The organism is Bacteroides salyersiae, assembly GCF_031172035.1.
In the GTDB taxonomy this organism is placed as follows: domain Bacteria; phylum Bacteroidota; class Bacteroidia; order Bacteroidales; family Bacteroidaceae; genus Bacteroides; species Bacteroides salyersiae.
Map to the genome: position 1 here is coordinate 1,881,649 of NZ_CP133452.1, position 12,967 is coordinate 1,894,615.

Sequence of the window (12,967 nt, forward strand, 5' to 3'; positions counted from 1 at the left end):
AAACAGCCGGATTAACGTGTGGATAACCGGTAATCGGAGTTGAAACAAGTAATCGTTTAAATCGTCTCTCAGTTGTGAGACGCGTGTCTCACAACTGAGAGATGTGCGTTTCATAATTGAGAGACGTTCGTCTCATGGATGTGAAGCGATAATAAAACATGCATCAAATATAACTCATTATTCATCATGAAACTTATCTTGTCTTTCCTGTTCGCTTTTCTTTTTCTGACTGCATCTGCCCAGTCCACCCATCGGCAATACCTTTCCGGTGAGGGGTTGAATCACACGGTGACATGGGACTTTTATTGTTCCGATGGGAATAACAGTCAGCGGTGGAGCAAAATCGAAGTGCCTTCACAATGGGAGTTGCAGGGCTTCGGAACGTATACTTACGGGCGTTGGTATAAGGAGAAAGGAGTGAAGAATCCCAGTATGGAAACCGGAATTTACCGGCATTCGTTCAAGGTGCCGAAAACGTATAAGGATCATACGGTACGGATTGTCTTTGACGGGGTGATGACGGATACGGAAGTATTTGTCAACGGTTTTCCGGCCGGCCCGGTTCATCAAGGCGGATTTTATCGTTTCTCGTATGATATCACCGACCTGCTGAATGTGGGTGGAAAGAACAAGCTGGAAGTACGCGTCAATAAACATTCGGCAAATAAATCCGTCAATGCCGCCGAGCGCAAGGCCGACTGGTGGCTGTTTGGGGGGATTTATCGTCCGGTGTGGCTCGAGATAAAGCCCAAAGAACATATCGGAAGGATTGCGGTCAACGCTTCTGCCGATGGAGAACTGCAAGCGGATGTTTATTTGACCGGTGCCCGTCCGGGTTACCGGTTGTCTGCTGCAATCGCTTTTCCAGATGGTAGCAATAAGACCGAAGAACGGTTCTTCACACTTGCAGATACCGCTTCCATGTATCGGATAAATACTCAGTGGAAAGAGGTCCGTACCTGGACACCGGAGACTCCGAATCTCTACCTCCTTACCATGAAACTGCTCGATGCAGAAGGCCGTATCCTTCATCAGCATCAAGAGCGTATCGGATTCCGTACGGTAGAATTCCGTCCTAAAGACGGGCTTTATGTCAATGGAGTGAAGATTGTGATGAAAGGCATCAACCGTCATTCATTTCATCCTGACGGCGGGCGTACCACAAACAAAGAAATCAGCATTCAAGATGTACTGCTGATCAAAGAAATGAACATGAACGCAGTCCGTTCCCATTATCCGCCGGATACTCATTTTCTGGAAGCTTGCGATTCGTTGGGACTTTTTGTGATCGACGAGTTGGCCGGTTGGCAAAATGCTTATGACTCAACAGTGGGAAGGCGGCTTTTGGAAGAGATGGTAGTCCGGGACGTCAATCATCCTTCTATTGTGCTTTGGAGCAATGGCAATGAAGGAGGGTGGAATACGGCACTCGACAAGTATTTTTCCTGCTATGATCCCCAGCAACGTCACGTGATTCATCCGTGGGCAGACTTTAACGGACTGGATACGCATCATTATCCGGCCTATCTCACCGGTGTGGGGCGTTTTACAAACGGCTATAATGTGTTTATGCCCACCGAGTTCATGCATGGGCAATATGATCAGGGACATGGTGCCGGACTGGAAGATTTCTGGGCGAACTACACCTCGCATCCTCTCTTTGCCGGTGGTTTTATGTGGGCTTTCTCTGATGAGGCAGTACGCCGTTCCGATCGTAACGGGCAGTTGGACTCCGATAAGTTCAATGCCCCCGATGGAATTGTAGGCCCTTATCGTGAGCGCGAAGGAAGTGTTTATACGGTACGTGAGGTATGGGCTCCCATACAGTTCCGTCAACTTTATATTACCCCTTCTTTTCGGGGAGAGTTTGCTCTGACCAACACGTATTTGTATACCAATTTGCGGGATTGCCGGATGAACTACCGTCTCTACCGGTATCCTTCACCTCTACGGGAAGAAGCGTTATCTTGCTGTATCGATTCCGGCGAAGTTCGTCTGCCGTCTTTGTGTCCCGGTGAAACGGGATATGCACGTATGCAGATGCCTTCCTGTTTTTGGGAAGCCGATGTTTTGGAACTTGAAGCTTTCGGGCCGGATGGAAAAAGTATTTGTAATTGGACGTGGCCCGTACGCTATGCCGGTGATTACCTGAAGCGTGAAATACCCCGTTCCGTTCCGAAACAGGAGAGGGCGTCCGTGCTTCAGGATCACGATTCGTTGGTGACGCTTTCGGCCAATGATATTACTGTCGCTTTTCGTAAGGCAGATGCAACGATTGCCCGTGTCCAAAAGGGAAAAGAAGGAGTGGAAGTCCCTCTGACAGATGGCCCTCTGCCGGTGGGTATGAAAATGGAGTTTACCCGCTATACGGTCCGGATGGATGGGGAAGATGCTGTTTTCTGTGCCCATTATCGGGGTGGGGTCGATTCTATCCAATGGTGTATGTCCCCTTCCGGCCTGTTGTCGATGGATGCTGTTTTGCTGAACCGGGCGTCCGGTGGAGGTGGGTTTGATGATGCGTTCATGGATGAGGCGGTACTTAACTTGGGGTTTACTTTTTCTTATCCCGAGCAGGAGTGTACCGGCATGCGCTGGTTGGGACGGGGCCCTTATCGTGTATGGAAGAACCGGGTGAAGGGAACGAATTATGCCGTTTGGCAGAAAGATTACAATAACACGGTCACCGGAGAAAGTTTCGGGAATCTTGTTTATCCGGAGTTCAAAGGCTATCATGCGAATCTTTATTGGGCTACGGTGCAGCACCGGATGGCTCCTTTTACGGTATACACAGCCACCGACGGGCTTTTCTTCCGTCTGTTTACTCCGGAAGAACCGGCCGGCCGGCAGAATGGGGTGAATACGATGCCTGATTTCCCGTCCGGGGATATCTCGTTTCTGTTGGATATTCCGGCTATCCGTTGTTTCAAGCCTATATCGCAACATGGTCCTCATAGCCAACCCGGGATTGTGCGTATAAAGAAAGGAGATGAAGGGCTGCGTATCCGTTTGTTATTCGATTTTCGTTAATATTATCATAATGATCATTGCAAGCATCAAATAGTGCATTCTATTCGTGCAGGTCATGGAGTATCTTTGTCTTATCGATTAAGACATAACAAAAGGAGAAGCTTTATTACGGTTGAGTGTTAGTTTAAAGGGTTTTTAAGTTAGTGAAGTAAAATGCAATTCTGCACTGTTAAGTTTCTCGTGCAACTGTTTATTTATTAGTTTAATAAGTTGCTTTGTGTTTATTCTATGGATAACGGGGATAAAATCTGTGAAGAATTTATCCCCGTTTAGCATATGTATTTGTTTAATCTTCTTCCAGTTCATCACTCGTCTCACGGCCGAAGCTCCGGTATTCCAGTGGGGTGAATCCCGTGCGTTTCTTGAAAAGTGAGAAGAAGTGTTCGGTCGATTTATAGTCGAGCATGAAAGAGATCTCCTTGACGGACTGAGAGGTGCCTATCAGTAGTTGTTTCGCTTTGCGGAGTTTGAGTTCCTGGAAATATTTGGCCGGGGCATATCCGGTATAGTCTTTGAATACCTTGCGGAACCAGGAATAGCTGATGTTGAGTTTTAATGCTAATTCTTCCGGGTCTATGTTTTTGAAGACATTTTCATTCATGATAATCTTTGCCTGTTCGATCTTTTGGTCTACGTCTCCTATTTCGAATATTTTGTTTTTCGATATGGACAGGATCATTCCGATAATGTGCAGTACTATTCCCGACAGGTATTGCTGTGCCGATATTTTATCGGCTTCTGCCACTTCCAGTGCACGGGAGAATAGTGCGACCAGCTCTTCATTCAGACCGACTTCCAGTATTTGGTTGTCTTTGGACAAGAAAGAGCTTTTGATTATGTCATCGATAATCGGTCCTTCAAAACCGATGTAATATTCATTCCACCCTGTCTGTTGCATCGGTTGATAGGTATGCCATTGTCCGGGAAACAGAATAATGACGCGCCCTTTGCACACTTGTCTTTCGTCTGTTGAATCCGAAGTAAAAAGTCCCCTTCCTTTGGTGATATACAGAATTTGATATTCGCGGAGGGTACGTCCTTTTTGTGCGTTAAAGAAATAGCCGGATGGATGGTCTTTCAAAGGGTAGGGTGAATTAGGTTGGATGGATTGAAAGCCTACGGTGTTTATCCAAAGTCCGAATTTGCGGTCCATGTCGTTTACAATCAAATACTTGAATTCTACTCCTAAGTCATTATAGCTGTTCATACGTGTCCTCCATAATATTCATAGCTACAAAAATAAATAATATTTTTTTAAATCCAACATATCTCTCACAAAAACAACGTTTTGCAATTGATTTTCGGCAAATGTGGAAAGGTTTTCGCTACTGACAAATTACACAGCATTTCAGTCACTATGTATAGATACCCTTTGCCGGCAATCGCCTATCTTTGTAGCATCTATTCATTTATATAATTACAGAACAATACCATGAAAAAACTACTTTACCCGTTTGTGGTTCTGGCGTTGATGGCTTGTGGCGAAAAACAACAAGCGCCCATCGATCGCGAAGCACTTGTCGATCGTAATTCTCCTCAAGTAACTGCTTTTGATTCTTTAGCTTCCCTTTCTGTAGGCAATGGCGAGTTTGCCTTTACGGTAGATGCTACCGGTTTGCAGACATTCCCCGAAATGTATACGAAGGGGGTGCCGTTGGGAACACAAAGCCAATGGGGCTGGCATGAATTTACAAACCCCAAAGGGTACAGGCACGAGGAAACACTGAAAGATTATGATTTTGGTCGCGGACGTATGGAACCTTATTCGGTGCAGTTCAATGAAGACGGCCGGCAGAAAGAGGCTGCCAACTGGTTCCGTGTCAATCCCCATCGCCTGCACCTCGGTATGGTGGGCTTTGAATTTGGACGTGATCCTCTTGCCGTGGCGCAGGTGACGGATATAAAACAAAAACTGAACCTTTGGGAAGGTGTCATCAATAGTAGCTTTAAATTGGATGGCAAACCGTTTGAGGTACAGACCGCCTGTCATCCGAAAGCCGATATGGTGGCTGCCACCATTCGATCGGAAGCGCATGCCGGCGTCAATTTCCGTTTCCCGTATCCTACAGGTGGCCATTGTGATGATGCTTGCAACTGGACTTCGAATGATAAGCACTCTACGGCCATTGTCAGTCAGGATGAACAACAGGTTGTATTGAAACGTACCTTGGATGCCACTACCTATTATGTAACGATTCGTTGGGAGGGCAAAGCAACGTTCGGAGAAAAAGAGAAAAACTATTTTGTGCTTACCCCCGAAGAGGATATCCTGGCATTTACTTGTGCCTTTACTCCGGAAAATTCTTCTCCGGAAATGTCTACTTCCGAACAGACCCGGCAGGCTGCCGCCCAATACTGGACCGCTTTCTGGAAAAATGGCGCTGCTGTTGACTTTTCTGCCTGTACGGATGAACGTGCCGGAGAATTGGAACGTCGTGTCGTATTGAGCCAATATCTGCTCGCCATCCAGTGTGCCGGAACTACTCCGCCACAAGAAACCGGACTGACTTATAATTCCTGGTTCGGCAAATTCCATTTGGAAATGATCTGGTGGCATCAGGCGCAATTTGCTTTGTGGAATCGTGCCGATCTGCTTGACCGCACTTTAGGATGGTACGAAACTGTAGAGCCCGTTGCCCGTGAAATAGCCGGCAGACAAGGTTTTGATGGAATACGATGGATGAAGATGACCGATCCGAGCGGCACGGAGGCGCCTTCTAAAGTAGGCAGTTTCCTGATCTGGCAACAGCCGCATTTCATCTATCTGGCAGAACTGGTGTATCGCAACAATCCTTCGGATGAAATAATCAGGAAATACAACCGGCTGGTACAGGAAACCGCCGACTTTATGTATTCCTTTGCTACTTATGATGAATTGGAAGGGCGTTTTGTGTTGAAAGGTGCTATTCCCGCGCAAGAAACGCTTCGTGCTTCTGAAACAGTAAACCCTCCTTTCGAGCTCTCGTACTGGCATTTCGCTATGGAGACAGCACAGAAATGGCGCGAGCGTGCCGGTGAAAAGCGGAATTTGGAATGGGATGAGATGATTGATAAACTCTCTCCGTTGGCCTATAATGAAGATAAACTGTATCTGGCTGCCGAAACAGCTACGGATACTTATAAGGACATTCGTTTCACCTCCGATCATATGGCCGTGTTGGGTTCAGTCGGTATCCTTCCGATGAATAAACTGATTCGCGATGATTATATGAAAAATACCCTGCATTGGATTTGGGACAACTGGAACTGGGGTAAAACCTGGGGATGGGATTATCCGATGACAGCTATGAATGCCGCCCGTTTGGGTGAACCGGAAAAGGCTGTCGGTGCCCTGCTGATGGACAAACGCACCAATACTTATCTGGTGAACGGACACAATTACCAGGATGGCCGTCTGCGCGTATACCTGCCCGGTAACGGTGGCTTGTTGACTGCCATCGCCATGATGTGTGCCGGATGGGACGGTTGCCAGGTTGAGAACCCCGGCTTCCCGAAAGACGGAACTTGGAATGTACGCTGGGAGGGACTGAAACCGATGCCGTAAAATAATGAAGCCTCTCCCCAACCCTCTCCGGGGGAGAGGGGGTACAGATACTCTTGTCTATTAATTGGATACTTTTGTCTATTAATCAGTTGCAAAACTAACTTAGCTCCCTCTCCTACGGAGAGGGTTGGGGAGAGGCTTCGTTCCTATTGAATAATTATTAATCATGAATCGTTATTTATCTTTCTTTTTATTAAGTTGTTTCGGTTTGTCGGCCGGATGCGTGTGTGCGCAGAAGCCGGTAAAGCGAATCGGAGATTTTATAGAATCCACTTCTTATAATGATCATAAACGGGGAGCATCCCGCAGTTTGCAATATTATCCGGAGGGGGATGATTTTGTTTGTGTCAATGGTAAGAATCGTTATACACGTGCTTTATATGGCAGTTGGTCTCCTTTCCGGTTGGAAACGAGTGACCGGCCTGTATTTGCCACTTATGATAAACGGAACAGTAAGAATATCCGTTTCAGGATTTCCATGCCCGGTGGTTACTCGGCCATGCTCGATTCTGTAGGTTATTGTGAAGCCCGCTATACGCCCGGGCGCCGGAGTTATCATCTCACTGACCCGGCTTGGGGAAAAGGAGAACTTCGTATCTCTGCTTTGGCATTGCCGGATGTTGATGGGGCTATCTGGAAGCTGGAACCGGTCGGTTTCTCTTCTCAGTCGGTGCTTACGGCCGTTATGTCGGAGATCAAGGCACACCGTCTGAATCGTAATGGCGATATGGGTGCCGATCCGGCCGATAGCTTCGAAGCACCGGAGAATCCGCAGCAAGTGGAGACTTGTGATATGCGTCTGAAAAATGGGGTTGCTTATCTGGTGTTCCGGGATTTCTCTATTAAAATGCTTGGCAAGAAAGAGGGAAGCCGCTTGTATGAAAAGGCGGAAAAGGCCCGTGCGGAATTGGCTTCCCGTATCCGGATAGAAACGCCGGATGCTTATTTGAATACGCTGGGAGGGGCTCTTGCCCTTGCTGCCGATGGAATTTGGGATGGGCAAGTCTGGTTGCATGGTGCGGTAGGTTGGCGTATGCCGCTAAGTGGCTGGCGCGCTGCTTATACAGGGGATGCTTTAGGCTGGCACGATCGGGCCCGTACGCATTTTGATGCCTATGCGGCCAGCCAAGTCACAGAGGTTCCCAACACGATACCTCATCCGGCACAGGATTCCGTCCTTAATCTGGCCCGTTCGGAAAAGCGGTGGGGAACTCCCCAATACAGTAATGGGTATATTTGCCGTAATCCCCGCAACAATACCCAGATGCATCATTACGACATGAATCTTTGCTATATAGACGAACTGCTTTGGCATTTCAACTGGACGGGAGATTTGGAGTATGCCCGCCAGATGTGGCCGGTGCTCGTCCGCCATCTGGCATGGGAGAAGTTGAATTACGATCCCGATAATGACGGGCTTTATGATGCTTATGCATGTATCTGGGCCAGTGATGCCCTTTATTACAACAGTGGTGCCGTCACTCATTCTTCTGCCTATAATTACCGCGCCAATAAGATGGCGGCTGTTATTGCCGAAAAAATCGGTGAAGACCCTACGCCTTACCGGGAAGAAGCCGGGAAGATATTACGGGCCCTTAATGCACGTTTATGGTTGTCTGATAGGGGACATTGGGCCGAATATCAGGATTATATGGGGCATCGCCGTTTGCATGAGTCTGCCGGAGTGTGGACCATCTATCATGCCCTCGATAGTGAAGTGGCCGACCCTTTTCAAGCCTATCAGGCCACCCGTTATGTCGATACGGAAATTCCTCATATCCCTGTTCGTGCCAACGGCTTGGAAGAAAAAGGGTATGCCACCATTGCTACGACCAACTGGTTGCCTTACTCATGGAGCGTCAATAATGTAGCTTTTGCAGAGGTGATGCATACGGCACTGGCCTATTTCCAGGCAGGGCGTCCGGAAGCCGGATATAAGCTGATGAAGAGTTCTGTCCTCGACGGTATGTACATCGGTGATAGTCCGGGCAATTTCGGTCAGATTAGTTTTTATGATGCCGCCCGTGGGGAGTGTTATCGTGATTTCGGTGATCCGGTAGGGGTTGCTTCCCGGCTTCTGATTCAGGGATTATTCGGGATTCTGCCCGATGCTCTGAATGACAAGTTGGTGATTCGTCCCGGGTTTCCGGCAGAATGGGATAAAGCGTCTCTTGCCACTCCCGATTTATCTTACCGTTTCCGTCGTGAGGGAATGCGGGATATTTATACGGTCAAACAGCATTTTGCCAATCCGATGGAGCTGAGTTTACAGATAAATGCTTTTAAAGAGAGAATCGAGTCGGTGAAGGTAAACGGCGTTTCTGCCAAATGGGCATTTGTAGAATCCGCTTCGGGCTGTCCGGTGATGGCTGTCACGGCACCTGCTGCCGGGGAGACGGTTGTTGAAATTATTTGGAGCGGTGCTTCCCTTCGGAGGCTTTCTCAGGAGCCGTTGGAAGTACATCCCGGACAAGACTTTTCCTTGACGGCTTTGGAAGGCACTGTTTATGATAAATTTTATGATCCTCAAGGGATACTTGTTGATCCTACTGTAGATAAAAAACGGTTAGCGGCTCGGATTTCCGGTCAAACGGGGCATCATACTTTTTTTGTATTGGTAGAACAAGAGGAAATGAAATGGTGGCAACCGGTGAATGTAAATATAAAGCAGGAGATGATGCCGGCCGTTCTCCCGTTCACCCATGTAAAGGCGGATTCGTGCGAACCAATCGATATCACTTCGGCATTCAATGCTTCGGTTACCGATATCTATCGTAATGAGTATCTTTCTCCCCGTTCGCCTTACACTACTTTGCAACTTCCGAAACAGGGAATTGGAGAATGGTGTCATCCCACGTTGACGGCGGATATCGATGATTCCGGCATGAGAGCATTGGTACGTGACGGGCTGCTGTCTACTAATTTAGGAGTATCGTTCCGTACACCGGAAAAAGGAAATAACATCGCTTTCACCTCCTTGTGGGATAATTATCCGGATAGTCTGTCGATACCTCTTACGGGCAGAGCCTCCCGTGCCTATCTGTTGATGGCCGGTAGTACGAACCATATGCAATGTCATATTGTCAATGGGGTCGTTCGTGTGCATTATGCAGATGGAACCGCAGAGACTTTAGAACTTGTCAATCCGGAAAACTGGTGTCCGATCGAACAGGACTTTTATGTCGATGGTATGGCTTTCCGGCTCCAATCTCCTCGTCCGTATCGTCTACATCTTAAATCAGGATTGGTCAGTAATAATCTTGAAAAAGATTTGAATATAACTGGAGTATACGGACGCCCGATCGATGGGGGTGCGGGGATACTGCTCGATATGCCATTGAATCCGGATAAGGATTTGAAGCGTATAACCTTGGAGACCGTATCCAATGATGTCGTTATCGGCTTAATGGGAATTACCTTACAAAAATAAAAGAATGAATGAACCGCATTGTATTAAACGAAACATCCTATTTCGGTGCTGGCTGCCGTAGCGTGATCGCTGTGGAAGCCGCCCGTTGTGGATTCAAGAAAGCTTTCTTTGTGACCGACAAAGATCTCATCAGGTTTGGCGTAGCTGCCGAAGTAATGAAAGTATTCGAAGCTAATAATATCCCCTATGAGCTTTACAGTGATGTGAAAGCCAATCCGACCATTGCCAATGTGCAGAACGGAGTAGCTGCCTACAAGGCGTCGGGTGCCGATTTTATTGTAGCGTTAGGTGGAGGTTCTTCTATCCAATGCTTTGCTGTTACCGTATGTCATGGAGTATAACGCGGAATCTCCGGCTGCTTCGAAATACATCCGGATTGCCGGGGCGATGGGAGTAAATACGGATGGCATGACGGAGGCAGAAGGGTGCAGGCAGCTATCGATGCAGTGAGAACCCTTTCGGTAAGCATCGATATTCCTCAGAAACTGCATGAAATCAATGTCAAAGAAGAAGATATTCCGGCATTGGCCGTAGCTGCTTTTAATGATGTGTGTACCGGAGGTAATCCGCGTTCCACCTCTATAGAAGATATTGAAGCTATTTATCGGAAGGCTTTTTAAAGTTCCGGGTACCGGTATTCCGCTTAAAAAGAGTGTAACCAACATCTCTATTAAATTTAAAATCACCCATACCACAGTTTTAACTGCGCTGTAAAAGTTGGATATAAAACTTTAGGAGTGCAGTTCTATTTGACTGTGGCATGGGTGATTCTATTGAAAGGGGCATTTTCTTAGTTCCTGTTTTTGTGAAGTTTCACGGTTTTAGTTGCCGTCCGGTTTTTCTATTTCTGTAAACGGACTGTCATTCCAATGAAAGTTTTCCACAGCGTCCGGATGTGCCGGATCGTAAGGCTGGTAATCTTCCCTCAGGTATTGAATAAGGTCAATTTCTGCTTTCTTCATCCCTTCGATCACACATTTGGCAATCTGATATGCACCATAGGGGTTGAAATGGGTATTGTCTTCCAAAGCTTTATCTTGTCCCGGATAAGTACCTGCCGGATAGTGTACGAAAGCTTTCTTTGAGGCTTCTACTCCCATGGCTTCGTATAGGGTGCGGGTCATTTCGTTCAAGTCTATTAAAGGAACGTTCTCTTTGGCGGCCAGCCAACGCATGGCATCCGGATAATCCTCGTGTGTGTCTTGTATTTTACCGTCTGCTCCGAAACTGCGACGTTGGGTCGGGGTGACCAATACGGGATGTGCCCCGTGTGCACGGGTTTCGTCTATAAAGGTTTTCAGGCTGGTCATATAAGAATAGAATGCTCCTTTCCCGGGTCCTTTCTGCTTTTGGTCATTATGGCCGAACTCCATGAATACATAGTCTCCGGGCTTCATTTGGGTTAGTGCCTTTTTCAAGCGTTTGGCTGCAATGAATGTATTGGCGCTTTCTCCGGATTCGGCATAATTGGCAAAGCAGATATTTTCATTGAAAAAACGTGGAATCATTTGTCCCCAACTTCCCCAAGGCTCATTATCCTGGTCTACTACTGTAGAATTTCCGCATAAAAAGACAGTGGGGACATTGTCCGTTCTCTCTATCGTTAATTCCGATACGCAAGGTGATTTTCCATTAAATTCTAATGTCAGCTTATCGTCCCAGTTCAGTTTGCGTTTTTCACGAGGTTTGATGCGTACTTGCTCGGTGTCCGAAATACGGGTGTTTCGCTTATTGATGGTAAATATGCAAGGTATCATTTCTCCTTTCTCGCTTTTAATGTTCTCAAAGAACAAACGACGCGATTCGCCTCTTATGGTAGTTTCTCCTCTCTTCTTACCGGATCCTAACAGTACTGTTATTCTATAATTTCCATCGGGAATTTGTACGGAAAAGAAAAAAGGAGCTGTATCTGAGGAGGTCGATACTGGCTGCAAGTCATAGCCGTATCCTTTACTTTCCGAAAAGAGATCGGTAGGGGTAACTTTAATGTAACCTTCTTTTGTGCTTTTTTCTTGCCTGAAATCGAATTTATAGTTTTGTGCCGTACTTGTTAAGACAGTGAACAATCCAACTGTCAAAATAGAAATGTTTTTATGTATTCTCATGATAATATAATATTGAAAAAGACTTTCTGTAATGAAAGTGCTAATTTACAATATTTTATTGTTAAAAGGAATACTGAATTGCTGTAAAAAATAAGTTTCGAATATTGTACTATTCTATATGATGGAAAAAGTATTTAATGTGCTTTTTCAATGCAGGGATTTTCAAACTGAGCTGATGCTTTTTACGTTGATCCGGAATCAACGCACTCAGAACACAGTAAAAAAAGAAAAACGACAAACGATTTTGCTCGTTTGTCGTTTTCTGTCGGAATGAGGCGACTCGAACGCCCGACCCCTACGTCCCGAACGTAGTGCGCTACCAACTGCGCTACATTCCGCTCTTGAAAGTGGTGCCACCAGTAACCGAAAATCGGTTTATATAGCACTATTTCTCAATAAGTTATATCTTTATTACGATGTTAGTCCCTTGAATAAGGTTTTCACAACTTTGCACCGTTCAACACAAGTTTGTGTCTTAGGTTCGATTTCTGCGTGCAAAGGTAGATATTTATTTGGAATTATCAATATTTCCAAGAACTTTTTTTTGTATTTACTACTAAGAGTCTGTTTGAATTTTGTTCAGCATTCTTTTAGGAGTTGTTTTGAGGATTTTTCTCTGTATCATTAAGAAGAATTGCAGGCTATGTGACGGAAGGTTTTCAATATCCATGAAGTATATAGAAAGAACTTTAGTCGAAATGTCAGGTATCAATTTTCCCAATAGATTGAATCGTAAAGGAGTATTTTTGTCGAGCAATATGTATAACTACATAAACCCCACTGGTTTCGAAACGTGCAGCTACATTACAAATAGGGTAAATTTCAATAATGGATTGTTTTGATGAAAAAAACTCTTCAATA

The 12,967-nt window shown here is 46.1% G+C and carries 5 protein-coding genes, 1 tRNA gene and 1 pseudogene; 4 read left to right on the forward strand and 3 right to left on the reverse strand.

Annotation, left to right across the window (positions count from 1 at the left end):
- Positions 1–186: 186 nt before the first annotated feature.
- Positions 187–3,027, forward strand: a complete 2,841-nt coding sequence (locus RB604_RS06855; RefSeq protein ID WP_055293434.1) for an exo-beta-1,4-galactosidase — start codon at positions 187–189, stop codon at positions 3,025–3,027.
- Positions 3,028–3,313: 286 nt separating this feature from the next.
- On the opposite strand, the gene RB604_RS06860 is transcribed toward RB604_RS06855, so the two are convergent.
- Positions 3,314–4,234, reverse strand: a complete 921-nt coding sequence (locus RB604_RS06860; protein ID WP_005926570.1) for an AraC family transcriptional regulator — start codon at positions 4,232–4,234, stop codon at positions 3,314–3,316.
- 225 nt (positions 4,235–4,459) lie between these two features.
- Here RB604_RS06860 and RB604_RS06865 point away from each other — a divergent pair, with 225 nt between their 5' ends.
- The 3 genes and pseudogenes from RB604_RS06865 (at position 4,460) to RB604_RS06875 (ending at position 10,621) form a co-directional block, all read left to right on the forward strand.
- Positions 4,460–6,571 carry a hypothetical protein gene (locus tag RB604_RS06865; protein WP_005926567.1) on the forward strand — a complete coding sequence of 704 codons (2,112 nt, stop codon included), beginning with the start codon at positions 4,460–4,462 and terminating at the stop codon, positions 6,569–6,571.
- 166 nt (positions 6,572–6,737) lie between these two features.
- Positions 6,738–10,001, forward strand: coding sequence for a DUF4450 domain-containing protein (locus RB604_RS06870; RefSeq protein WP_007478929.1), 3,264 nt, complete (start codon positions 6,738–6,740; stop codon positions 9,999–10,001).
- An 8-nt stretch (positions 10,002–10,009) separates the two neighbouring features.
- A pseudogene (locus RB604_RS06875) lies at positions 10,010–10,621 on the forward strand (iron-containing alcohol dehydrogenase).
- Positions 10,622–10,822: 201 nt separating this feature from the next.
- Here RB604_RS06875 and RB604_RS06880 read toward each other — a convergent pair.
- Together RB604_RS06880 and RB604_RS06885 are read right to left on the reverse strand one after the other, a co-directional pair.
- The gene (locus RB604_RS06880; RefSeq protein ID WP_044093566.1) at positions 10,823–12,106 is read right to left on the reverse strand and encodes a rhamnogalacturonan acetylesterase; all 1,284 of its coding nucleotides are present in this window, start codon (positions 12,104–12,106) and stop codon (positions 10,823–10,825) included.
- Positions 12,107–12,371: 265 nt separating this feature from the next.
- Positions 12,372–12,444: transfer RNA gene (locus RB604_RS06885), tRNA-Pro, on the reverse strand.
- Positions 12,445–12,967 lie beyond the last annotated feature (523 nt).

Bases quoted from the DNA above. Each gene is read 5' to 3' on its own strand.
- RB604_RS06855 (WP_055293434.1), top strand. From the start codon at position 187: ATGAAACTTATCTTGTCTTTCCTGTTCGCTTTTCTTTTTCTGACTGCA.
- RB604_RS06860 (WP_005926570.1), bottom strand. From the start codon at position 4,234: ATGAACAGCTATAATGACTTAGGAGTAGAATTCAAGTATTTGATTGTA.
- RB604_RS06865 (WP_005926567.1), top strand. From the start codon at position 4,460: ATGAAAAAACTACTTTACCCGTTTGTGGTTCTGGCGTTGATGGCTTGT.
- RB604_RS06870 (WP_007478929.1), top strand. From the start codon at position 6,738: ATGAATCGTTATTTATCTTTCTTTTTATTAAGTTGTTTCGGTTTGTCG.
- RB604_RS06880 (WP_044093566.1), bottom strand. From the start codon at position 12,106: ATGAGAATACATAAAAACATTTCTATTTTGACAGTTGGATTGTTCACT.